This window comes from Paenibacillus sp. J31P13, from assembly GCF_056269295.1.
In genome coordinates, this window is record NZ_JBWDNR010000004.1 from 612,918 (window position 1) to 633,649 (window position 20,732).

The 20,732-nt window shown below is 42.3% G+C and carries 27 protein-coding genes and 1 tRNA gene; 9 read left to right on the forward strand and 19 right to left on the reverse strand.

Annotation, left to right across the window (positions count from 1 at the left end):
• Positions 1–64 precede the first annotated feature (64 nt).
• Positions 65–1,117, reverse strand: coding sequence for an LCP family protein (locus tag AC0YOD_RS16915; RefSeq protein ID WP_475800495.1), 1,053 nt, complete (start codon positions 1,115–1,117; stop codon positions 65–67).
• 210 nt (positions 1,118–1,327) lie between these two features.
• Between AC0YOD_RS16915 and AC0YOD_RS16920 the strand changes: the two genes are divergently transcribed.
• Entirely contained in the window at positions 1,328–1,681 is a 354-nt protein-coding gene (locus AC0YOD_RS16920; RefSeq protein ID WP_475800496.1) for a DUF4870 domain-containing protein, read from the forward strand.
• 132 nt (positions 1,682–1,813) lie between these two features.
• On the opposite strand, the gene AC0YOD_RS16925 is transcribed toward AC0YOD_RS16920, so the two are convergent.
• The 7 genes from AC0YOD_RS16925 to AC0YOD_RS16955 all read right to left on the reverse strand — a co-directional run bounded on the left by AC0YOD_RS16925 (position 1,814) and on the right by AC0YOD_RS16955 (position 8,943).
• Entirely contained in the window at positions 1,814–2,971 is a 1,158-nt protein-coding gene (locus AC0YOD_RS16925; RefSeq protein WP_475800497.1) for an AI-2E family transporter, read from the reverse strand.
• Between the two features lie 169 nt (positions 2,972–3,140).
• Entirely contained in the window at positions 3,141–3,497 is a 357-nt protein-coding gene (gene mnhG, locus AC0YOD_RS16930; protein WP_475800498.1) for a monovalent cation/H(+) antiporter subunit G, read from the reverse strand.
• Positions 3,481–3,771 (reverse strand): Na(+)/H(+) antiporter subunit F1, encoded by a 291-nt coding sequence (locus AC0YOD_RS16935; RefSeq protein WP_475800554.1) that lies wholly within the window; start codon positions 3,769–3,771, stop codon positions 3,481–3,483. The genes mnhG and AC0YOD_RS16935 overlap by 17 nt, the downstream gene beginning before the upstream one ends.
• Positions 3,771–4,250 (reverse strand): Na+/H+ antiporter subunit E, encoded by a 480-nt coding sequence (locus tag AC0YOD_RS16940; RefSeq protein WP_475800499.1) that lies wholly within the window; start codon positions 4,248–4,250, stop codon positions 3,771–3,773. The genes AC0YOD_RS16935 and AC0YOD_RS16940 overlap by 1 nt, the downstream gene beginning before the upstream one ends.
• A gap of 5 nt (positions 4,251–4,255) precedes the next feature.
• Positions 4,256–5,734, reverse strand: coding sequence for a Na+/H+ antiporter subunit D (locus tag AC0YOD_RS16945; protein WP_475800500.1), 1,479 nt, complete (start codon positions 5,732–5,734; stop codon positions 4,256–4,258).
• Positions 5,727–6,065 carry a Na(+)/H(+) antiporter subunit C gene (locus AC0YOD_RS16950; protein ID WP_475800501.1) on the reverse strand — a complete coding sequence of 113 codons (339 nt, stop codon included), beginning with the start codon at positions 6,063–6,065 and terminating at the stop codon, positions 5,727–5,729. Before AC0YOD_RS16950 ends, AC0YOD_RS16945 begins: the two co-directional genes overlap by 8 nt.
• Before the next feature lies 1 nt (position 6,066).
• Positions 6,067–8,943: a Na+/H+ antiporter subunit A gene (locus AC0YOD_RS16955; protein ID WP_475800502.1), complete on the reverse strand. Its 2,877-nt coding sequence runs from the start codon at positions 8,941–8,943 to the stop codon at positions 6,067–6,069.
• Between the two features lie 285 nt (positions 8,944–9,228).
• On the opposite strand from AC0YOD_RS16955, the gene AC0YOD_RS16960 reads away from it, so the two are divergent.
• The gene (locus tag AC0YOD_RS16960) at positions 9,229–9,480 is read left to right on the forward strand and encodes a hypothetical protein (protein ID WP_475800503.1); all 252 of its coding nucleotides are present in this window, start codon (positions 9,229–9,231) and stop codon (positions 9,478–9,480) included.
• Here the strand turns inward: AC0YOD_RS16960 and AC0YOD_RS16965 are convergent.
• Positions 9,434–9,730, reverse strand: coding sequence for a hypothetical protein (locus AC0YOD_RS16965; protein ID WP_475800504.1), 297 nt, complete (start codon positions 9,728–9,730; stop codon positions 9,434–9,436). The genes AC0YOD_RS16960 and AC0YOD_RS16965 overlap by 47 nt on opposite strands.
• Before the next feature lie 131 nt (positions 9,731–9,861).
• Here AC0YOD_RS16965 and AC0YOD_RS16970 point away from each other — a divergent pair, with 131 nt between their 5' ends.
• Genes AC0YOD_RS16970 through AC0YOD_RS16985 form a run of 4 tightly spaced genes read left to right on the forward strand, consistent with a single transcriptional unit; the run spans position 9,862 to position 12,776 of the window.
• On the forward strand, positions 9,862–10,485 hold the full coding sequence (locus AC0YOD_RS16970; RefSeq protein ID WP_475800505.1) for a TetR/AcrR family transcriptional regulator: 624 nt from the start codon (positions 9,862–9,864) through the stop codon (positions 10,483–10,485).
• Positions 10,486–10,489: 4 nt separating this feature from the next.
• Positions 10,490–11,344: an ABC transporter ATP-binding protein gene (locus AC0YOD_RS16975; RefSeq protein WP_475800555.1), complete on the forward strand. Its 855-nt coding sequence runs from the start codon at positions 10,490–10,492 to the stop codon at positions 11,342–11,344.
• A gap of 11 nt (positions 11,345–11,355) precedes the next feature.
• On the forward strand, positions 11,356–12,054 hold the full coding sequence (locus tag AC0YOD_RS16980) for a fluoroquinolone export ABC transporter permease subunit (RefSeq protein ID WP_475800506.1): 699 nt from the start codon (positions 11,356–11,358) through the stop codon (positions 12,052–12,054).
• A complete protein-coding gene (locus AC0YOD_RS16985) occupies positions 12,051–12,776 on the forward strand; it encodes a hypothetical protein (protein WP_475800507.1) in 726 nt (241 codons plus the stop codon). The genes AC0YOD_RS16980 and AC0YOD_RS16985 overlap by 4 nt, the downstream gene beginning before the upstream one ends.
• Before the next feature lie 85 nt (positions 12,777–12,861).
• Here the strand turns inward: AC0YOD_RS16985 and rpsR are convergent, their stop codons facing one another.
• The 3 genes from rpsR to rpsF all read right to left on the reverse strand — a co-directional run bounded on the left by rpsR (position 12,862) and on the right by rpsF (position 14,118).
• Positions 12,862–13,149 carry a 30S ribosomal protein S18 gene (rpsR, locus tag AC0YOD_RS16990; protein ID WP_102716091.1) on the reverse strand — a complete coding sequence of 96 codons (288 nt, stop codon included), beginning with the start codon at positions 13,147–13,149 and terminating at the stop codon, positions 12,862–12,864.
• A gap of 108 nt (positions 13,150–13,257) precedes the next feature.
• Positions 13,258–13,797: a single-stranded DNA-binding protein gene (ssb, locus tag AC0YOD_RS16995; RefSeq protein ID WP_475800508.1), complete on the reverse strand. Its 540-nt coding sequence runs from the start codon at positions 13,795–13,797 to the stop codon at positions 13,258–13,260.
• A 36-nt stretch (positions 13,798–13,833) separates the two neighbouring features.
• Positions 13,834–14,118, reverse strand: a complete 285-nt coding sequence (rpsF, locus tag AC0YOD_RS17000; RefSeq protein WP_475800509.1) for a 30S ribosomal protein S6 — start codon at positions 14,116–14,118, stop codon at positions 13,834–13,836.
• A 220-nt stretch (positions 14,119–14,338) separates the two neighbouring features.
• Here rpsF and AC0YOD_RS17005 point away from each other — a divergent pair, with 220 nt between their 5' ends.
• Positions 14,339–14,521, forward strand: a complete 183-nt coding sequence (locus AC0YOD_RS17005; protein ID WP_475800510.1) for a YjzC family protein — start codon at positions 14,339–14,341, stop codon at positions 14,519–14,521.
• Between the two features lie 1,388 nt (positions 14,522–15,909).
• The gene (locus AC0YOD_RS17010; protein ID WP_475800511.1) at positions 15,910–16,083 is read left to right on the forward strand and encodes a hypothetical protein; all 174 of its coding nucleotides are present in this window, start codon (positions 15,910–15,912) and stop codon (positions 16,081–16,083) included.
• A gap of 68 nt (positions 16,084–16,151) precedes the next feature.
• Here AC0YOD_RS17010 and AC0YOD_RS17015 read toward each other — a convergent pair whose 3' ends face one another.
• The 5 genes from AC0YOD_RS17015 to AC0YOD_RS17035 form a co-directional block, all read right to left on the reverse strand.
• Entirely contained in the window at positions 16,152–16,331 is a 180-nt protein-coding gene (locus AC0YOD_RS17015; RefSeq protein WP_475800512.1) for a hypothetical protein, read from the reverse strand.
• Positions 16,332–16,652: 321 nt separating this feature from the next.
• Positions 16,653–16,743: transfer RNA gene (locus tag AC0YOD_RS17020), tRNA-Ser, on the reverse strand.
• A gap of 82 nt (positions 16,744–16,825) precedes the next feature.
• Positions 16,826–17,044, reverse strand: coding sequence for a DUF951 domain-containing protein (locus AC0YOD_RS17025; protein WP_475800513.1), 219 nt, complete (start codon positions 17,042–17,044; stop codon positions 16,826–16,828).
• The gene (locus tag AC0YOD_RS17030; RefSeq protein WP_475800514.1) at positions 17,034–17,909 is read right to left on the reverse strand and encodes a mechanosensitive ion channel family protein; all 876 of its coding nucleotides are present in this window, start codon (positions 17,907–17,909) and stop codon (positions 17,034–17,036) included. Before AC0YOD_RS17030 ends, AC0YOD_RS17025 begins: the two co-directional genes overlap by 11 nt.
• Before the next feature lie 33 nt (positions 17,910–17,942).
• Positions 17,943–18,182 (reverse strand): putative Se/S carrier protein, encoded by a 240-nt coding sequence (locus AC0YOD_RS17035; protein ID WP_475800515.1) that lies wholly within the window; start codon positions 18,180–18,182, stop codon positions 17,943–17,945.
• A 133-nt stretch (positions 18,183–18,315) separates the two neighbouring features.
• On the opposite strand from AC0YOD_RS17035, the gene yyaC reads away from it, so the two are divergent.
• A complete protein-coding gene (gene yyaC, locus AC0YOD_RS17040; RefSeq protein ID WP_475800516.1) occupies positions 18,316–18,924 on the forward strand; it encodes a spore protease YyaC in 609 nt (202 codons plus the stop codon).
• A 19-nt stretch (positions 18,925–18,943) separates the two neighbouring features.
• Here the strand turns inward: yyaC and AC0YOD_RS17045 are convergent, their stop codons facing one another.
• Both AC0YOD_RS17045 and AC0YOD_RS17050 read right to left on the reverse strand, forming a co-directional pair.
• The gene (locus AC0YOD_RS17045; RefSeq protein ID WP_475800517.1) at positions 18,944–19,426 is read right to left on the reverse strand and encodes a DUF4446 family protein; all 483 of its coding nucleotides are present in this window, start codon (positions 19,424–19,426) and stop codon (positions 18,944–18,946) included.
• A gap of 27 nt (positions 19,427–19,453) precedes the next feature.
• Complete coding sequence (locus AC0YOD_RS17050; protein WP_475800518.1) at positions 19,454–20,626, reverse strand: aminotransferase class V-fold PLP-dependent enzyme; 1,173 nt, start codon at positions 20,624–20,626, stop codon at positions 19,454–19,456.
• Positions 20,627–20,732 lie beyond the last annotated feature (106 nt).

Here is a 20,732-nt window from a genome sequence, read left to right on the forward strand (position 1 = left end):
CCGTTCCGATTGCTCATCCCACTTCTATCTATTCAATACGTCATCCACCTATAAAACGTTGCAATTATTGTGCATTAGGCAGCTGTTCAGAGCTGGATAGAGATTTGACCTCTTTTTCTTTATCCACTCTATATTTTTCCGGTAAAATTAGCTGAGCTGCAGGCGTACTGGCATCTAGCCAGTTTTTAATCATCGTCTGCACTTCCGCTAAATCCTCTTCATCAGCAAAATAATACCACGTACCGCCAGCCTTCAAGCGGTGGCCCTCGCCAAGCAAGGAGTGACTGTAAATATTGCGGGATTTGGCTAGCAAAATACTTTGACTAAAATCCACTAGCTGATCCGGACGCATATTTGTACTAAAGTTCTCACCCATAATATCGATAAGATCCGGTATTTTAGACCATTGATTCATTTGCTTTGCTTTATCCATGAGCAGTGACAAGAAAATTTGGTGACGTTCCGTACGATTCATATCACCGCCAGCATCCTCACGATAACGGACATAATTAAGCGTATCCTGACCATTATAAGTGGATTGCCCTGCTTTTATGACAAATTTCTCATGATCCGCTTCCTTATTCACGATATCCTCTTCAATGGGAAGCGATATTCCTCCCAATTTATCAATAACTTGACGGAATCCTTCGAAATTAATAGAAGCGTAATATTGAATAGGAGAATCAAAGAGATTCTCTACCGTATCCATTGCCATACCCGCTCCGCCAAATGCGTAAGCATGCGTAATTTTATCCTCTTTACCTCTGCCTACTATTTCTGTATACGTATCGCGCGGAATCGATACCATCAACAAAGCACCGTCATTTGGACGTACAACCGTATATATCATCGTATCCGAGCGTCCCGTTTCCTTCCCGCGTTGGTCAACGCCAAGCAGAAGCACGGAGAATGGATCGAGTTTCTTATTATAAGTGCTTGTTTGTACTGGCTCTCGGCCCTCTATAGGCTTATAAGTCTGCTCTAACTTCTTCTCAAGCTGTCCTTGCACAAACCAATCAAATCCTAGTGACGCGAGTGCTCCTCGGTTAAAAAAGGCTGCAATGATTAAGACCGATAGCACCGCTGCTGATGTATATAACCATTTACGTTTTTTCATAGTTATGATAAATTCTCCTATCTACTCTATTTCTTTTAAAATATATGCATTTTCATTTTAGACGAAAAGAGGAAGAAACAGGTTACAAATCTTTTACAATATAAATATTCCAATTTTAAATACTTTTTTTATATGAAAAAGGTCTATTGATATCGAATGACGAATACATTCATTGCAAGAATATGTTAATTATGAAAGGGTGATATTGTCATGCTGCCTCCATCCTTACAGCCTGATAGCTCTTCAACTGGACTAGATCCTAAAGTAGCAGGCTTGCTTTGTTATCTCGGAGGTTTTATAACCGGTATTATTTTTTTAGTATTAGAGAAACAAAGCCGCTTCGTTCGTCTGCATGCGGTGCAATCCATTGTGGTGTCCGTAGCTATTATTATCATCAGTTTCTTGCTTGGCGCAATCCCAATCATCGGTTGGCTGCTCGGTTTTCTATTTTGGCCAGTCAGTGTCATCCTTTGGATTGGACTTATGGTTCTTACATACCAAGGCAAGCTATACAAGCTCCCTATCATCGGTGATTGGTCGGAGCAGCAATCTCGCAAGCTTTAATATATCATTATTTGCGGATTGCTTCATACCCTATCTTACTGGAAGCATAACCATCCATCATGACTAACGATATAGAAACAAAAAAATGGACGGCACTCAGCCGTTCATTTTTTTATGTGCTCTGACAGAACTTTATTCCTTTTTTTCTCCGCTTTGATCGGCTTGATACAACGAGGAGTGCTCCTTGAACCATTGGAACAAATGAATGGCAATAACCTTTAGCACCGCGTATCCTGGAACAGCGAGTACAATCCCAACAAGTCCGAATAAATTGCCTGCTGTCAAAATGACAAAAATAATCGTGATGGGATGGATACGCAAGCTCTTGCCCATAATTTGAGGCGATATGAACTTCCCTTCAATGAGCTGAACAATGGTCCAAATCACGATCATCTTCAGCAGCATCACTGGTGAGGTAACCATCGCTACAATTAGCGCAGGAGTAATGGCAATCGCAGGACCTAAATAAGGAATGATACTCGTGCAAGCAGCCACTAGAGCTAGAACAAGTGAGTATTCAAGACCTATAATTAAATAGCCAATGTACAAAAGAATCCCGATACAGAAGCTGACAATAATTTGCCCTCTAATGTAGCTGCTGATTTGATTGTTCATCTCTGCCATTATACGTTTGGAATGAGACTGTACCTTGCCAGGCAGAAAATTAACGATGATTTGCGGCAAATGCTTACCATCCTTGAGCAAATAAAACAAAATAAACGGCAGCGTTACAATGGCTAGTATGATCTCTTTTAATGCCCCTACAAAAGTGCCCAGGCTCGTTAAGGTTCCATTAATAACATTCGTGACTTTTTCAGTCATATTTCCTGTAAGATCAGTAGGGTTAAGGTTAAACCATTCCTGTACTTGAACGAAGCCGGCGCTGTCTACAAAATACTCAAACTTTTCACGCAGCTGCTCACCGTAATGAGGAAGATTATTAACAAAGCTCATGACCTGATCGCTCAAAAACGGTATCACAATAACAAGTACAATCGTGATTAAACCGGCAACAAGCAGGAAGAGGAGAATAATAGAATAGACACGCTTGACGCCCTTGCGGTCTAAATAGTCTACAGCAGGATTCAACAAATAGTAAGCAATTCCGGCCAATATAAGAGGCAACAATAGCGTCTTAATTAGAACAGACAGCGGTGTAAAAATGTATGATATTTTTGTTAATACCAGTATATTTAACCCAATTAACAGCAATACAAGCAGAAACAAAACAAATTTATTGTTTAAAATAAATTTTTTGAATCGTTCTGTACCTGATCGAACGTTATCCATCCCCTAGTCCCCTCTTCCTTCTTTTACAATTTGCTCTTTTTTTATTTATTGTATCATTTCTATAATTAAGAACGCGAATGAGCCAAAATGGATTCATTTTTTTGCTTTGAAGAAAAAAGAGAGTAAAAAAACAGCATCCCAGAATTTTATATCTGAAATGCCGTTTTTCTTATTTGCTCTTTTCTTTTTTCAAATCTGCCGCCCAATCATCCTGCGTGCTTCGCTCCCAAAGGGGCACACCCGAGAGGTATGCCGCCCTTCCGTTCAAATGACCGGCAACAGGACTCGTAATAAATACAAATACGATGCCAAGCAGCAGCTTTGCGCTTACATGCTCCAAATAAAAAGCAAAGTATAGGAAAGCACCCACTAATATGAAGAGAACCCCAAGCGTTGCACTTTTGGTTGCGGCATGCGAGCGCAGATACACATCAGGCAATCTGACTAAGCCAAAAGCGCTTATTGCGCTGATTATGGCACCTGCCAGCACAATTAAGCCAATAATAATCTCACCGATTTGATTCATCATCTCCGGTTTCAATGACAACCCCTCTTTCGATATACCGGGCAAAGGCAGTCGTCCCGATAAAGGTCAAAATACCAATGACCAATATAATGTCAAAATACGCATAGGTTTTTAACAGCATACAGATGATTGCGATCATGGAGAGCAGTAAAATTCCTATCGTATCCAGCGCTGCAATACGGTCGGCGATGGAAGGGCCCTTCAATAGCCGATACATGCAGCCAACGATCGCAAGCGACAAAATAGCTAAAGATAACAACAATAAATTAGACATCACGACCGCGTCACCTCCATGATCGCTTTTTCAAATGTACCTTTTATTTGCTTGGACAGCTCATCCGCATCCTCAATATCCATCGCATGAATATACAGTATCTGACCATCCTTCGATACATTTAGAGTTAAGGTACCGGGAGTTAGGCAGATGAGACAGGACAGAATGGTAATCTCCCAATCCGATTTCAGCTCTGTCTCAAGTGTGAATATGCCTGGCCGTATAGCAAGCTTCGGCTGAATGATTTGCAGCATAACAGCGAAGCTTGAAATAAACAGCTCTTTGATGAACAGAACAAGCAGCTTAATGACGGCCCATAATCGTTTTAAGTAGAAATCATGCGGCCAAAATCGGCTGAGCAGTCCGATACAGAGGATACCCAGAAGGTACCCAATCGTAAAGCGCGGAATCGACCAGTCATTGTATAGAAACATCCAGACGAAGGCAATGATCAGGTTTAATAATAGTTGTAAGGCCATCTCATCTACCCCTTCAATACAGCATCAATGTAAATTGACGGATTCATAAGCGTATTTCCTGCCTCTGACACGAGCTGATACACCCACTCTGAACCAAAACCCATCAAGAGCATAATGATGAACAGGCACCCAGCCGAGAGAAGCAACCCTTTAGAGGGAGCAGCCGCTGCATTGGGTTGCAACTTCTCCACTCCCCAGAATACCTTCATGAATAATCGAACCAATGAGTACAGTACAATCAAGCTTGATAACAGCGCGACAGCTGTCAGCCAGTAATATTGCTCCTGCAAGCCTCCTTGCAGAATGAGCAGCTTACCGGCGAAGCCGCTCAGCGGCGGAATGCCCGCTATGGCAAGCGTTGTGATGAAGAACATCCATCCCAAGGCTGGATGCCTCTTCATCAGCCCGCCCATTTCCTTCAGGCTGCTCGTACCTGTTGCTTTTACAATCATGCCTCCTAAAATAAACAGCAGCGCCTTAGCGACCATATCATGCAGCAGATAAAAGACGACTCCATCCCGTGCAGAATCAGCCGCAGCTGCTAGTCCAAAAGCAATAAAACCCACTGAAATGATGACATTGTAATTTATTATGCGATGTACATCTGAATAGGCTACAGCACCGAATGCGCCAAAAATCATCGTTGCAGCCGCCATCCAAGCAATCCAGCTGTGCGTAATCCCAGGATCATGGTAGAAAATAAGCGTAAAGGTTCGTATGAGCGCATACAGTCCTACCTTTGTCAGCAAAGCCCCGAACAGGGCAGATACCGCTGCAGGTGGAACGGTATAGGAGCCCGGAAGCCAGAAAAAGAGAAACAAGCCTGCTTTTAATGAGAAAACAATCATGAACAGAACAGCAATGACATTGAGTACGCCGTCTTGGCCTGCCTCCGCTACTCGCAAGGATAAATCAGCCATATTGAGCGTACCTACTACACCATACAAGTAAGCTACAGCGGCAACAAATAACGTGGATGACAAAATATTAATCAGCATATATTTAATCGTCTCTCGAAGCTGTCTTTTTGTTCCGCCTAGTACTATCAGAGCATAGGAGGCAATTAGCATAACCTCGAAGCAGACGAATAGGTTGAACAGATCCCCCGTTAAGAATGAGCCGTTAACGCCAACAAGCAAAAATTGAAAGAAAGGATAGTAGTAATAACGCTCCCTCTGTTCTCCAACTGTCCCGAAGGAGTAGATCAAACAAAAGACCCCAACAATCGTAGTCGTAAGAACAAGCAAGGCTGACATCATATCGGCTACAAATACAATTCCGTATGGAGGTGCCCATCCTCCCATGTGCAGAGTCTGTATACCCTCCGTTCTCACCTCGTAAAGTATCATTCCAGCAGCGAAAGCTGTTCCCAATAAGCTGATTGCGCTAAGCAATCTTTGTACCGGTATGTTATTTTTGAAAAAAATAAGAATAGCCGCTGTGAACAAAGGGATAAGAAGCGGAAGTACAAGCAGATTATTCATCTTCCTTCCCCCTTAATTGCTCCATATCATCCGTTCCAAGCTTCTGATATGCCTTATAGGCAAGCACGAAGAAGAAAGAAGTCACACCGAAGCTAATAACGATAGATGTTAAAATAAGCGCCTGAGGCAGCGGGTCCACATAGGACTCCGCTTTTTGCCCCAGCAGCGGTGCCGCCCCCGTTTTTAAACGGGACATCGTGAGCAAGAGCAAATGAATGCCATGCGTGAGGAGCGAGGTACCCAGAATAATGCGCAGCAAGCTCTTCGATAGGACCAAGTAAACGCCGACGGTAAATAACACGCCGATCGCAAGTGACATATATAGTTCCATTCTACTTATCCCTCCCTATTGCCAGGATAATGGTCATCGTAATGCCCACAACCGTTAGATATACGCCTAGATCAAACAGCATCGCCGTAGCAAGCTCAACGTGTCCAAGCAGCGGAAGGTCCTGATAACCGAACGCATGGCTCAGAAATGGTACGTTAAACAAGAAAGAGCCTATTCCTGTCAATAAAGCAACCAAAATTCCGATTGCCGTCAATTTGCGGAAATTTATCGGAACGACCTCTTCAATGGTTTTACTGCCGAATGCCATTGCCAACAGAACAAACGCGGCTGCCGTCATTAACCCCCCGATAAATCCGCCTCCAGGCTCATTATGTCCGGAGAAGAACAGGTACAGAGAGAAGGTCAAAATAATGAATATGACAGCCTTTGCTATTGTCTTCAAAATAACATCATTGCTCCGTACTCCGTTAAATGGCAGCTTGCTCTCGCTCTCCCAATAACCTGAGGCAATCACCTCATCCGAGCCTTTTAGATTCAATTTAATCAGGGCGTAAATACCAAAGGATGCAATGCCAAGCACAACAATTTCCAGCATCGTATCAAAACCACGGAAATCTACGAGAATGACATTGACGATATTTTTACCGCCTGCCAGATTATAGCTCTCCTTGATATAGAAATCCGATATGGACTCAAACGTCCTGCTGCTGCTTGCGCTCAGCGAAATCAGTGTCATAACCGTACCTACACCAATCGCGATAATAAAGTTTGAGAGCTTGAATTTTAATTTCTCGAGCTCCTTCTTAAGCTTAGGCATATGGTAGAAGCAAAGCAGGAACAACGTAACTGAAATTGTTTCAATAATCATTTGAGTCAAGGCGAGATCCGGTGCGCGGAAGATAACGAAAAACAAAGTAACCATATAGCCAGTTGTGCCAGTTAAAATAATGGCCATCATTCTCGTACGCGCGAATGGAACAGCGATGACGGAGACGACTAAAGCAAAGATGATAACAGCCTCATAGATCGACATTGGAGCATACCCTGAAAAGTCAAAATTGATATTGTTGGACAGACTCATTGTAAGCACGATCGAGACAATCAGAAATAAGAAAATATAAATCAAATAGTGACGAATGGAGCCTGTCATATACCGATCCGTCAGGCCTCTTGCCCCTCTATCCAGCAGCTTAAGCCCGCCATCATACGATTTATTCAACGATAACCCGCTAAATAGCGGCTGATGAAGAACGCTCACCCGATAATATAGACGATACAGCACTACACCTACTGCAATAACGCCAATTGTCATAAATATTTCAGTCGTCCAGCCATGCCACATTTGGATAGCAGTATCAAATTTATCACCCGGCTGCAGCATGCTTGGATGTATAGCCGCCATAGCAGGCTCAATGATCGTGTATGATAACAAATTCGGGAACAATCCGAAAAGCACAGCCAAGGATGCCAGCAAGACAGGTGGAAGCAGCATGCCTAGTGGAGCTTCATGCGGCTTTTTCTCCAGCTTTTCAAATTGCTTTTTACCTGTAAAAGTTTTGAATAGCAGTAGCATGCTGTATAGGAATGTGAAGATACTTGCAACCCAAGCGATTACAGGGAAAAATACACCGAGAAACTGCATATTCAGGACGTCCATCTCCATAATGTTGAGCACAGCCGTAAAGAACATTTCCTTACTCAAAAAGCCGTTAAACGGCGGCAGCCCTGCCATGGAGAAGCTTCCGATCAAAGTGATCGAGAACGTAACTGGCATGACAGACATTAAGCCGCCTAGCTTACGGATATCTCTCGTCCCTGTCTCATGATCGACAATGCCTACGACCATGAACAAGGCCCCTTTGAATACAGCATGATTCATTAAATGGAAGATACCCGCCATAGTAGCTTTTGCATAAAATAGCGAGTCGCTTGTGCCCGAATAAATCGCTGCTGATGAACCAAGCCCAAGTAAGCTCATGATAAGACCGAGCTGACTAATGGTTGAAAAGGCGAGCATCGCCTTCAAATCGGTCTGCTTGAGCGCTCGATAAGAGCCATAAATTAAGGTGACGATGCCCGTTGCGGACACAAGCCAGAACCAGCCCGCTTCTCCTGCGAATATCGGACTAAAGCGCGCTACTAAATATAAACCAGCCTTAACCATTGTCGCTGAGTGCAAATACGCACTAACAGGCGTAGGAGCCTCCATAGCATCGGGTAGCCAAATATGGAATGGAAACTGCGCGGATTTGGTGAATGCACCCAGTAGAATAAGAAGCATCGCAGGAACAAACAAGCTATGATCCGTTATGGTTCCTACATTCGCAATAATCTCCCTAATACTGAACGTTCCTGTCATGACATAGAGCAAAATAAATCCACTCACCATGGCCAACCCGCCAAACACCGTTATTAGCATGGACTTCAATGCGCCATATAGTGATCTTTCCCTTTGGTTCCAGAACGCAATGAGCAGGAAAGACGAAATGCTCGTCAGCTCCCAGAAGCCATATAGCGCAATCAGATTTTCAGATAGTACAACGCCGAGCATGGCGCCCATGAATAACAGTAAATAACTATAGAACTGACCGATTGCTTCCTTCTTCTTGTTCATATAGAAAATGGAATAAAAAATAACTAATGCCCCTATTCCAGATATGAGAAGCGAAAATAATAAACTAAGTCCATCCAGATATATCGTGAAATTTATACCGAGTGAGGGTATCCAAGGTACAGTAGCCGTAATCTGTTCCCCATTCTGAATGTCTGACAATCGTCCCATAAAATAAATAAATAAGAGGACAGGCGCAGGCGCCATAAACCAGCCGGTATGAATGCGCTGTGTCATTTTATATAGAAATGGGCTTGCTAGCGCAAATATAAAAGGCAAAATAATGATTACATGCAGCAAAGACAAAATTCATCCTCCTTAACATTACGTGTTTATCTATACAGCATTTCCAACCTTTCGCAAAAGTAAGTGTTTAATGACAAAATAGGGAAAAAACGCAAAAAGAGCCCGCTGTTGGCAGGCTCCTCCGATTAAAGCAAATATGCAATTTAGTCATTTATTGTTTAATTCCTGTCACTAAGTATATCGTTGCAGGCTTTTCTTGTCAAAAAGAAAATGAACGATTATACAGCTCAAGAATGAATTGGCATCGGAATGGGGATTACTTTTAAGTAAAAGGAGTGAACCCTCATGCTTATTCGAAAAACAACGATTTCCGTTCTTATCTTGATACTTATCGTGGCTGCAGGCGGCTATTGGAATCATAGGCTGACAGAACGTCGCTCTAATCCATCCACACCTCTATCTCCTTACACCTATACGATTTATTCAACCCCGAGCTCAACCTATACAACAAAACGATTTATCCCCTTCTCCTCTAGAGAATATGTAAGAATTATTCATCGGAAGACGGATGAACAAGCGCCATATAAGCTTCAATGAAGGGCTGCGGATCTCCTTGCACCATATAGGAAAATACCCCTTGTTTGGTATGCAGGTATAATAATCCCCCGTCTCCCCCAATTCGCCGATAGGATAAATCAAATACATCGATAATGGGGAACTCCCTATGCTTTGTTACAATAGATCCTTCATACAAATACATGATACGATCCTGTACAACTACTTTTTGCTCCGTGCCGCTTACTTCTCTCTCCACCTTATAATAAGGCTGTATCGCAATATATTTCATAATACCTCCCTCTATTTGATGTTACGTACACTATAACAAATAAGAAACCTCCTTGACAGAAGATGGTGTTCCCATTTATTGTGAATATATATTAAAATTATTCATAAGTTCAAATAGGTGGTGGTGCATAGATGCCAAAAAAATTTAATGACCAAGAAAAAGATTGGTTGCGTCAAAGGCTGCTGGAGCAGGGCAAACAAAAATTTGAAACCTTAGGCTTAAAAAAGACGAGCGTTGAGGATTTAACAAGCGCAGTTGGAATCGCTCAAGGTTCGTTTTATTTATTTTTTGGATCCAAAGAAGAATTGTTTTATCTTATTTTGCTGGATGAGGAAAAACGGATTCGTCAGTACCTTCTCGAGACCTTTCTTACCGACGAGCCCGTTACGAAGGAAAAGCTCAAGCATTTTATGAAAGAAGCCTTCCGTCTCTTAAGCGAAAGTCCTCTAATCAAACAAATATATTTGGAAGGTCAGCTGGAGCAACTGATTCGAAAGCTCCCGCCAGATTTATTAGAGCAAAACTTTATTGAGGATCAGGATGCTTTCATGCCCATAATTCGCAATTGGCAAGCTTCTGGTTTATTAAGGGATGTACAATCTGAACTCATTACCAGTCTGTTTAGATCACTTATTCTTCTATCCTTGCATAAGAAGGAAATTGGTGAGCGATTTTATGGGGATACGATAGATTTATTAATTGAGATGATTGCAGAAGGCATGTTTGCTTCTCATGTGAATAAGGAGGCCAACTGAGATGATCATTGGAGTGGAAGGACTGCGCTATACCTATCCAGGAACAACAAGACAGATTTTACAGGGGCTTAGCTTTGAAATTGGTCGAGGTGAAATATTCGGATTTCTTGGTCCCTCAGGTGCAGGAAAAAGTACAACGCAGAAGATTTTAATTGGTGCGCTGAGAGGCTATGAAGGACGCGTAACCGTACTTGGAAAAGAGCTTCGATCCACCAAGCCTCACTATTACGAACAAATAGGCGTCGCATTTGAGTTCCCCAACTTTTACAGCAAGCTTACTGTTCTTGAAAATTTAGTCCTATTTCGTTCTCTGTATGGGGGTGAAACAGATGAACCAACCGTCTTGCTGCATCAGGTAGGGCTCCAAGATTCAATGCATGTGAAGGTTTCGGAGCTATCCAAGGGGATGAAGATGAGACTTAATTTTTGCCGTGCATTGCTTCATCGTCCATCGCTATTATTCCTTGATGAGCCGACCTCAGGGCTTGATCCCGTCAATGCCGCCGTTATGAAACAGCTTATATTAGAACGAAAGGCAGCAGGAACTACAATTGTTATTACGACTCATAATATGCAGGCTGCAGAAGAGCTCTGTGATCGGGTCGCATTTATTGTGGATGGGCAAATAAAGCTCATTGACTCGCCTAGGGAGTTAAAGCTTCGTCAAGGTGACCGAAAGGTTCGTGTGGAGTACAACACGGGAAAGGGGTTGCAAATGGAAGAGCTTCCTCTTAATCAGTTGGCGGATAATAGTCGATTTCAGCATATTGCTCGAAATTACGAGGTGCAAACCATTCATTCATTAGAAGCCACTCTTGATAGCATTTTTATTGATGTGACTGGGAGAACATTAGTATGAGGCTCATCCGAATGGTTCAACATGATATTCGGTTTCAGTGGCGCCATCGCTTTTATCACGCTTATTTTTTAGTATGCTGCGTTTATTTGCTCCTGCTGCAATGCCTACCAGCCATATACAAAGAAAAAGCAGCAATGATACTCACTTTCTCAGACCCTAGCGCACTTGGATTGATCTTTGCGGGTGGTATTCTTCTATTGGAGAGGGATCAAGGCATTCTTGACAGTCTCTTCGTTACTCCGCTTAGGCTGACCGAATATTTGATTTCCAAGGCCATCTCCTTATCCTTGCTTTCCCTTGCTGCTGCATGGGCTATTCATAGCTTCTCTCTGGGACTGCCGAACTCACCCTTCTTGTTTTCAATTGGCGTTCTATTATCCTCGAGCTTTTTTACCTTATTATCTATTGGTATTGTCGTACGAACGCAATCTATTAACGGATTTATATTATTGTCTCAGCTATATGCATTGCCTTTTGTCCTTCCTCTACTAAGCATGCTGGACTGGGGCCCTCGGATTATCTATGCACCCTTTCCAACCTACGGCTCACTTCTATTGCTAAGCTCCATCTATCGCCCCGTTACTCTGGCAGAGGGTATCTATTCAATCAGTATATTGTTAATTGGAAACCTAGGCGTTTTCTTGTGGGCTAAACAATCATTCCAAAATCATATTTTGCACCGTATATCGGAAGGATCGAGGTTGTCATGAGAAAATATATGCCGCTTATTAAGAATGACCTCAAGCAAATAACGAAAGATCCCATGCTAATGGCCAGCTTATTTGGTCCAATAGCCGTCATTTTTATTGCTCGTTTTGTATTCCCTTTACTTGCGATTCCTCTAGAACAAAGGTTGAATTTTTCCCTGTATGCGTATTCTGATTTTATAGCTGCCTTTCTCATGCTTACTATCCCTCTATTGTCAGGAGCGATGGCAGGCCTGCTTATGCTCGATGAACGTGATGAGAATATAATTAGCTACTACGCAGCAACGCCTCTTACGCGCCATGGCTATATTTTTTACCGCCTTACCTTGCCATGCCTGATATCCACACTGCTTATTCTTGCTTTTCTTTTATCTTCAGGGATTACAACGATACAAATAGATCATCTCTATGCACTCATTCTTCTAATTATTGAAGCTCCTTGTATTGCGCTGTTTCTAGTTGCGTTTGCCAGCAATAAAGTAGAAGGATTAGCCTTAGCTAAAATATGCGGACTGCTCTTTGTAGGTCCTGTAGCTGCTGCCCTTGTTCCCTATCCATGGCAGTATCTGGCCTTATGGCTTCCAAGCTACTGGCCTGCCAAATCCTTTCTATTGAGCACATCAAATGAGCACTTTCATTCTTTCATCGTATTTGGGGTCGGGCTTTGTTTTCACCTTGTTCTTTTAAGTGTTTTAAGACGAGCTTTCTCAAGGCGCATAGACTAATTTTCAGTATATACATATAAAAAAGGGACTGTCCCGAGCAGCAAAATGCGGCTTGATGACAGTCCCTCTTATAATCCTATACGACCTATTCAGTCGTGTAAGGAAGCAATGCGATTTGACGTGAACGTTTAACTGCGATTGTAAGCAAGCGTTGGTATTTCGCGCTTGTTCCAGTCACACGACGTGGCAAGATTTTGCCGCGCTCGCTGATAAACTTTTTCAACAAATCAACATCTTTATAGTCAACTTTAGTGATTTTGTTTACAGTGAAGAAACACACTTTACGACGTTTGTTACGTCCGCCTTTACGTCCGCTGAACTTACGTTCTGGACGCTCGTCGCCGCCGTTATCTCTTTGTGGTTTGAAAGCCATGATATTTTCCTCCTTGTCGTTGAAAATTTTTCAATTACACTGCTGCTTTATCTAAGATAAAGACAGTGTAAAGGTCCATTAATACATAAACAAATCATTGTTTATCTATTAAAAAGGCAAATCATCCTCTGATATATCAATCGGGCGACCGTCATCCTTGAACGGATCACGGTTGTCGTTACGTGAGTTATTACCAGATGGTCGGTTACCGCCGCTTTGGGAAGCGTTGCCGCCGAAAGATCCTCCACTGCTTGTACCGCCGCCGGAACCGCTAGCACTACCACCATAGCTGCTTCCGCCTTCTTCACGCGCTGCTCCGCCATCTTTGTTGGATTCCAAGAACCGTACATTATCAGCGATAATTTCCGTTACGTAGACACGTTTGCCTTCGTTATTCTCGTAGTTCCGAACTTGGATGCGACCTTCAACCGCTGTTAAGCGGCCTTTACGCAAGTAATTGGCGCAAGTCTCGGCTAGTTGACGCCACGTTACAACCGGAATAAAATCCGCTTCACGCTCACCTTGACCACCGCTCGTAAACGGACGATCTACAGCTAGCGTAAATTGTGTAACCGCAACACCTGCAGGCGTATAGCGAAGTTCTGGGTCTCTCGTTAATCTACCAATTAGTATAACACGATTCAACATCGTTTCTGACCTCCCAATCGAGCAATCCGGTTTGGATTAAGCCACATCTCTGACGATCAATGAACGGATAACTTCATCCGTAATCTTCATGATACGGTCAAGTTCATTCACAACTTCAGTAGTTGCGTTGAAATGTACCAGTACAAAGTACCCATCACGTAGCTTATTGATCTCATACGCAAGACGTTTCTTTCCACTTACATCTTGCTTTGTGACTTCACCGCCATTGGAGATAATGCCATGGAATTTGTCAACGATAGCTTGAAGGTTTTCTTGCTCAACGTCTGGACGAATAATGTACATTACTTCATATTTGCGCATATTGTTTCACCTCCTCTTGGACTAACGGCCCCATAAATGGAGCAAGGAACGAGCTTTGCTCGCATCTCTATACTATAACAAATACAGACGCCTATGACAAGTAAAGCTTTTAGCCGTTATCTGCTACTTATGCAATTTCCCCTTCCTGCAAATACTACAGCGACGAGCGGAAGACACATTTGCCCGCTTGCTTAAATAAAAAAGCTGGAGGCTGATCAGTATGGGTGAAGGAACAATGTTCTCGCCAGGAGACAAAGCACCAAATGACGGTACTTATATTGAAGACGGCGTAAACTCATTTCATATGGGCATTCAAAACCCGAAGAAAATACACCTGAACAAAGGTGACCACTTTCCGGACACAACGAATCATGAACGAAAATGGAAGCGAATGGGACGTTAAGTGTTTGATGAGTTCTAAGTGATTGATGAGTTCTTGATGATTACTAAATCAGTGCTTGATAAGCGCTTGATAGCACTTAATAAGTACTCGATATGCACTTGATGAAATACTTGAATAATTATCACCCGCTTCGGTCATTCTAATTATCGACGGTGTAAGAGAGGTGTGGTTCCGTTGAACCATTTTGGCAAGCGTAATGAGTGGTACTCGTCTTCTGGCGGTATATCTCCTGTTTCGCACTGAAATATAAGCAGCGTATTATGGTAAAACATGTACGGCTTATAATTCTTCAAAAGCCTCAAGAGAATTTCGTTCACACGGTGTAAAAGCGAAGGCTTATGCCCTTGATATTAATCTTTGGCATATAACATTCCGAGCATCCTTACAGATTCCGTCTCGGCGGATGCGTATGATTGTGCTCAATGGGTTTTAATGAAGCCAACGCTGATTTATTCCATTTAACGAATGATTTCTTCAAGGTTTACATGTTTGTTGTGTTCTAATCTCAACCATCAACCACCGTCATGAAGAGGGCTTACTGGGCCCTCTTCTCTTTTTTTTGTGCGAATATGGTGATATTTTTGTCAGATGAATTATTATCCGCAACAACTAACAAGTACTTCAGTTTTCACGTCTCGGTCCTTTTTTTCTATTCGTAGTGTTTTCCTAGTTTCTTTACAAGCTGTGACATTAACGGACTTTAGATCCGTTATTTGAACAATCCATAGGGTATTACAGCTAGAGTGGACTTCAGATTCGTTATTAGTTCCAAAACACCCTCCAACCACCCTAGTTATTGCAAATAGCAGATCTTATGTCCGTAACTAAGCAGAATATGAGACATTTGGTATAAATAGAGGAACTTATGTCCGTCATTCCTTAACCATGTCATGTCCTTTGATTGTTTTTAGCTTCTTTTTTAGCTTTCTTAGCGAGTTGCAGCACTAATGGACATCTAATCCGCTATTTCAAAAAATCCAAAGGGTATTGCAGCGTGTAGCGGACCTGAGGTTCCTTATTTGTGCTAAAACACACTGTAAACGCATTAATTATTGCAAATAGCGGATCTTATGTCCGTAACTAAGCAGAATATGAGACATTTGGTATAAATAGAGGAACTTATGTCCGTCATTCCTTAACCATGTCATGTCCTTTGATCGCTTTTAGCTACTTATTTAGCTTTCTTAACGAGTTGCAGCACTAATGGACATTAGAGAAAGCAGCAAAAGAAGCACCACCCATCCCCATCGCCCCATTCACAATCGCAATAGAAAAGCCCATGAATTGAATTTATATCTTGTTGTCCTTCGACGACTAAAGCCGCAACAATAGCAATAATACTGACGTCTATTATAAGTAAATAATTGTAAATTTAAGGAGATGAACTTATGGATGATCGGAACAATGAAAATAAACCGCATGAGGCGCAGCCTTTACCTTTTAATCATGAACCAGTTGCCGCCACCGTTAATAAAGATCTATTACCTATCCAAATCATAGAAGCTGGCGGTCCGCCAAAGAAAATCGATTACAGTATTACAGTACCCTTCCAAAGCCTATAAGAGTATTTAGCTATGTCGTTACAGTCATATTGCTTATTTTCACTCTAATTACTATATTCGCTCGTTAATTAATCTTCTTTACCCTTATGACTTATGATCCCAACTGCCACCGCTTGTAGTGGATTCGAAAGCATCGTTTCCCCTTCACTTTTACTTACTGTTACTCTCCCACCAACACTCAGGTCATCATACAATGCTGCATCATTTACGTGAAAACACATTACATTATCATAGTCGCTTTTACTCATAAAATCGGACAGCGACTTCGTCTCAGCTTATTTTGCAGTAATGTTTTAAAACACAGACACAGTCGGAATGTTATTGCTGTGGATCTCTTTTGCAAGTATGTAATCACTATTTACTTGTTCCGTACCCCAGCCAGTCAGCCAAGCCAGCTAAAAGCAGCCATTGCGATAATTGTGGGCACGAATGCTCATCTCACCGAAATACCTCCTAAAAGTCCACTTATCTAATTCATCAAAACGCAGTTTTTCCCTATTAACAATAAAAAAACCCCCTACATGTATTCATGTAGAAGGTTAATTAGTTGGTTATGTAGTTAGAAAAAATGGCGGAGAAGGTGGGATTCGAACCCACGCACGGTTTGACCCGCCTAGCTGATTTCGAGTCAGCCCCCTTGGGCCTCTTGGGTACCTCTCCATATGTTGGTGACACAAAAAATATTGTATCACACAGCTTGTTATCACGCAAGTAATTTTACAATTGTTTTCAGTTCCTAGTGCTAAGCTTCAGACACCCCATCTTGCTCTCCTTTTGAACGCAAAACCTTCTTCATATTCTTCTCAAACTTTGCTCTAGGAATGAGAACACTATGCTTGCAGCCCACACATTTTATACGAATATCCATGCCCATTCGAATGATTTCCATCTCATTTGATCCGCAGGGATGCTGCTTTTTCATTTGAACAACGTCGCCTAGCTCAAACTGCTTACGCTCCATCTTTTACGTCCCCTTTTTCATTGCGGTGATAGGTTACCATTCTCGGGTATGAGATCTCTATTCCGCTCTTATCCAATGCTTTCTTGATTTCTATATTCAGTTTGCGAACAACGATTGCATGCGTATTCGGACGACATTCTGCAATAACGCGAATCATCACACCGGTTGCAGCAATAGCCTGAACGCCGAGCACCTCTGGTGCGTTAATTAGATTATCCTCTTTTACACTTATCATCGTATAACGAATAACTTCAAGCGCCCGTTCCACTTCCTCCTCGAATGCAATCGAAATATCAACCACAGCAACTGTGTTGTTTATCGAGAAGTTGGTTACTTCATTAATCATACCATTAGGGATGATATGCACTTCGCCAGTCCAGCTTTGTACTCTCGTCGTACGAAGTCCGATCATTTCTACCGTTCCTTTGAATTGCCCAGTTTGAATAACATCACCTACACCGAACTGATCCTCAAGGACAATGAAAAATCCTGATATAATATCCTTCACTAAGCTTTGTGCACCAAAGCCTATAGCAAGACCTAGTACACCTGCACCAGCGAGCAGCGGCCCCAAATTAAAACCAAATTCGGACATGATCAACATAGCTGTTATGAAATAAATCACATATGAAGCTACGTTTTTCAATAGCTTTCCAACTGTGTTCATTCGCCTTGCATGATTGGATAATCGCTTGTTCTCACTCTCTAAAACAATCCGATCAATCGTTTTATGGATGATCCATACAATTACTCGTCCTACAATGAGGAACAACACAATACGAAGCAGCGTACTGCCTACTGATTGCCACCAATCATTGTCTGTCAACCATTTAACGGTATCCGTATATAGTTCTTTGATTGACATCGTAATTCCTCCTTCTATCCAAACAATCACGTTTTATATCTCTATTTGTTCATACCCATTTCCTTCTGGTCTGAATATCCCTCTAATCTCTACGTTTTCTTGTATAATAACCTCCTTCACTAACATTAAATCATTTTCAGGAAAATGAATGGATAATGCACATCCGGCTGTTATTTCTTTTGGTGTAGGGCAAATATCAATATCGACCTCTGCATATTCAAGAAGCATCTCTGCTCGCAGTGCTTGCTGAGTCGAATCAAATGCGATTAACATGAGTTTGGCCTCCAAACGCTCACACAGTAAACTCTCTTCATCAACCTTATCAAAAATATCAAACCTATCTGACGTATAAAATGTTTATCCCATCCATATACTAGTAACATACTAGTATTATCGGAGGGATTCTATGAAGCTTCCATTTATGAAAGAGACACCTTTAAAGGTACCCTACACAACTGCAAACGTCATTGGCATGCTAGTCAATCGTGTAACATCTCTCCTGGAGGAAATGTCTGAGGGGCGCCCTATTGTAGTTGTCTGCATTGGTACAGATCGCTCAACTGGTGATGCATTAGGCCCACTTATTGGCACATCGCTGTCCAAATATCGCAGTCCTCATTTTCATCTATTTGGCACATTAGAAGAGCCTGTTCATGCCATGAATCTGGATGAAACTCTAATTGATATTAACCGTCGATTTCACAAGCCCTTTGTTATTGGTATCGATGCTTGCTTAGGTCAAGTTTCCAGCGTAGGCTGTATTCAAGTAGGAGTCGGTCCTGTTCGTCCAGGTGCCGGGGTTAATAAGGATTTACCCCCTGTCGGCGACATTCATCTTACCGGTATCGTAAATGTTGGTGGCTTTATGGAATATTTCGTCCTGCAAAACACGCGTCTCCATCTGGTTATGAGAATGGCAGACATTATTTCTTTAAGCTTATTTACCGCTATTTCAAATAATGCTCACCTTATACCTAACGCTTGTGAACAAACTGCTGCTTCCGATCATAGTTGAAATCGAATAAGGCTCTTACTTACTTGGCTTCTAAAATAGCCTTATATTCTTCTGGCGTCAGCGGGTAGGTTGATTCCCCTTTATCAAGCGGCTTTGCATATACATACGTATTTTCTCTGCTATGAATACCAGAGAAAACAGCGCCGTCCTTCGCATCATTTACAATGGCAATAGAAAAGCTCAAATCACTTCCCTGTTCTGAAAAAGCATTATATCGAATGATACCTATTTTCGCTTTTTGCTGTGGAATGATTGACTTCACTTCTATTAGCTGCGCTTGCAATTGATTCACCATTTGGCTTTGCTCAGCAAGGCTTTCCTTAAGTTCAACAATTACATCTTCAACGTTCGTTACACCCGTGTTCCCCATGACCGCTGTATATTGCTTTCTTAGCTTTTTCAGCCGCCCTCCAATAACTACAATCCAAATGAATAAACCTATTACAACCAATGCCAGTCCTACCGTTACCGCATTCATCGGGTTTGTTGTCCAATCATTCATCGCTGCTGTCCCGCCTCCATATTAATTCTAAGCCCCAAATTGTTGCGATATCTCTTTTATAGCTTCTGTTAATGCATCAACATCTGATTCCGTTGTATAAATGCCAACACTTGCACGAATAGCCCCTGTATCTGACGTCCCTGCACAAGCATGCGCAAGCGGTGTGCAATGAAAGCCTGCTCGGATGGCAATCCCATAATGCTGATCCAGAATAAATGACAGCTCGGATGGATCAACACTTTGGAGATTAAATGCAACGATTCCTGTTCGCTGTTCCCCTATCGCTGGTCCTAACAGCTTCACACCTTCTATTGCTTCCAATCCATGCAATAATCGTTGTGCCAAAGTCCATTCTTTATGATGGATATTTTGGACTCCCTCTTGCAGTACATGCTGTACACCTTTACTTAACCCGGCTAACCCTGGGGTGTTTTGCGTACCTGCCTCATAACGATCCGGCCTTACGTAAGGCTGCTCAAGCGCCTCTGATTGACTCCCAGTTCCTCCATGCAATAAAGGCTCCAATTCTATGTCAGGATCAATGTACAAGCCTCCTGTGCCCTGTGGACCAAGCAAGCCTTTATGACCCGGAAATGCTAGCATATGAATACCCATCGCTCTTACATCAATAGGTAAAATGCCTGCGCTTTGAGCCGCATCGACAAGCAGTTTGATATCATGCTTCCTTACAATCTCCGCTATGTCAGCAAGAGGCATAATGGTGCCTAATAAATTTGAGCTATGATTTACTATAACTAATGAAGTATTCGGTCGAATGAGTTTATTCAAATCATCTACATTGATATTCCCGGTCATGTCCCCTTCTATGTAAGTAACCTCGATACCAATCTTCTGTTCCAAGTAGTACAGGGGACGTCTTACTGAATTATGCTCAACGGATGTGGCAATGACATGATCTCCTGGTTTTAGGAAGCCTTTAATCGCCATATTCAAGGCCATCGTCGTATTGGATGCAAATGCAATGTCATTTGGATTCTTTATGTTAAACAACTTTGCAAGCTGCTTCCTCGCATCAAACAACACCCGACTTGCCCGAACCGCCATTGCATGGCTACCTCGACCTGGATTTGCTGCATCATTTAACATGACACTCATAACCGCTTCTGTTACAGAAGCTGGCTTCGGCCAAGAAGTCGCTGCATGATCCAAATAAATTACAGATTGTTCCTTGCTGATCAATTCCATTCCCACCTTTCCTAGCTACCTGCTGACAACAATGGCATACCTAAGTTTAATCCTTCAAAAGAAAGATTACAACTCAGGTATGCCATTGTTTGTAGATGAA

Excerpts from the sequence above, each read along its gene's own strand:
- AC0YOD_RS16915 (WP_475800495.1), bottom strand. The coding sequence starts at position 1,117 with ATGAAAAAACGTAAATGGTTATATACATCAGCAGCGGTGCTATCGGTC.
- AC0YOD_RS16920 (WP_475800496.1), top strand. The coding sequence starts at position 1,328 with ATGCTGCCTCCATCCTTACAGCCTGATAGCTCTTCAACTGGACTAGAT.
- AC0YOD_RS16925 (WP_475800497.1), bottom strand. The coding sequence starts at position 2,971 with ATGGATAACGTTCGATCAGGTACAGAACGATTCAAAAAATTTATTTTA.
- mnhG (WP_475800498.1), bottom strand. The coding sequence starts at position 3,497 with ATGAATCAAATCGGTGAGATTATTATTGGCTTAATTGTGCTGGCAGGT.
- AC0YOD_RS16935 (WP_475800554.1), bottom strand. The coding sequence starts at position 3,771 with ATGTCTAATTTATTGTTGTTATCTTTAGCTATTTTGTCGCTTGCGATC.
- AC0YOD_RS16940 (WP_475800499.1), bottom strand. The coding sequence starts at position 4,250 with ATGGCCTTACAACTATTATTAAACCTGATCATTGCCTTCGTCTGGATG.
- AC0YOD_RS16945 (WP_475800500.1), bottom strand. The coding sequence starts at position 5,734 with ATGAATAATCTGCTTGTACTTCCGCTTCTTATCCCTTTGTTCACAGCG.
- AC0YOD_RS16950 (WP_475800501.1), bottom strand. The coding sequence starts at position 6,065 with ATGGAACTATATATGTCACTTGCGATCGGCGTGTTATTTACCGTCGGC.
- AC0YOD_RS16960 (WP_475800503.1), top strand. The coding sequence starts at position 9,229 with ATGCTTATTCGAAAAACAACGATTTCCGTTCTTATCTTGATACTTATC.
- AC0YOD_RS16965 (WP_475800504.1), bottom strand. The coding sequence starts at position 9,730 with ATGAAATATATTGCGATACAGCCTTATTATAAGGTGGAGAGAGAAGTA.
- AC0YOD_RS16970 (WP_475800505.1), top strand. The coding sequence starts at position 9,862 with ATGCCAAAAAAATTTAATGACCAAGAAAAAGATTGGTTGCGTCAAAGG.
- AC0YOD_RS16980 (WP_475800506.1), top strand. The coding sequence starts at position 11,356 with ATGGTTCAACATGATATTCGGTTTCAGTGGCGCCATCGCTTTTATCAC.
- AC0YOD_RS16985 (WP_475800507.1), top strand. The coding sequence starts at position 12,051 with ATGAGAAAATATATGCCGCTTATTAAGAATGACCTCAAGCAAATAACG.
- rpsR (WP_102716091.1), bottom strand. The coding sequence starts at position 13,149 with ATGGCTTTCAAACCACAAAGAGATAACGGCGGCGACGAGCGTCCAGAA.
- ssb (WP_475800508.1), bottom strand. The coding sequence starts at position 13,797 with ATGTTGAATCGTGTTATACTAATTGGTAGATTAACGAGAGACCCAGAA.
- rpsF (WP_475800509.1), bottom strand. The coding sequence starts at position 14,118 with ATGCGCAAATATGAAGTAATGTACATTATTCGTCCAGACGTTGAGCAA.
- AC0YOD_RS17005 (WP_475800510.1), top strand. The coding sequence starts at position 14,339 with ATGGGTGAAGGAACAATGTTCTCGCCAGGAGACAAAGCACCAAATGAC.
- AC0YOD_RS17010 (WP_475800511.1), top strand. The coding sequence starts at position 15,910 with ATGGATGATCGGAACAATGAAAATAAACCGCATGAGGCGCAGCCTTTA.
- AC0YOD_RS17015 (WP_475800512.1), bottom strand. The coding sequence starts at position 16,331 with ATGAGTAAAAGCGACTATGATAATGTAATGTGTTTTCACGTAAATGAT.
- AC0YOD_RS17025 (WP_475800513.1), bottom strand. The coding sequence starts at position 17,044 with ATGGAGCGTAAGCAGTTTGAGCTAGGCGACGTTGTTCAAATGAAAAAG.
- AC0YOD_RS17030 (WP_475800514.1), bottom strand. The coding sequence starts at position 17,909 with ATGTCAATCAAAGAACTATATACGGATACCGTTAAATGGTTGACAGAC.
- AC0YOD_RS17035 (WP_475800515.1), bottom strand. The coding sequence starts at position 18,182 with ATGTTAATCGCATTTGATTCGACTCAGCAAGCACTGCGAGCAGAGATG.
- yyaC (WP_475800516.1), top strand. The coding sequence starts at position 18,316 with ATGAAGCTTCCATTTATGAAAGAGACACCTTTAAAGGTACCCTACACA.
- AC0YOD_RS17045 (WP_475800517.1), bottom strand. The coding sequence starts at position 19,426 with ATGAATGATTGGACAACAAACCCGATGAATGCGGTAACGGTAGGACTG.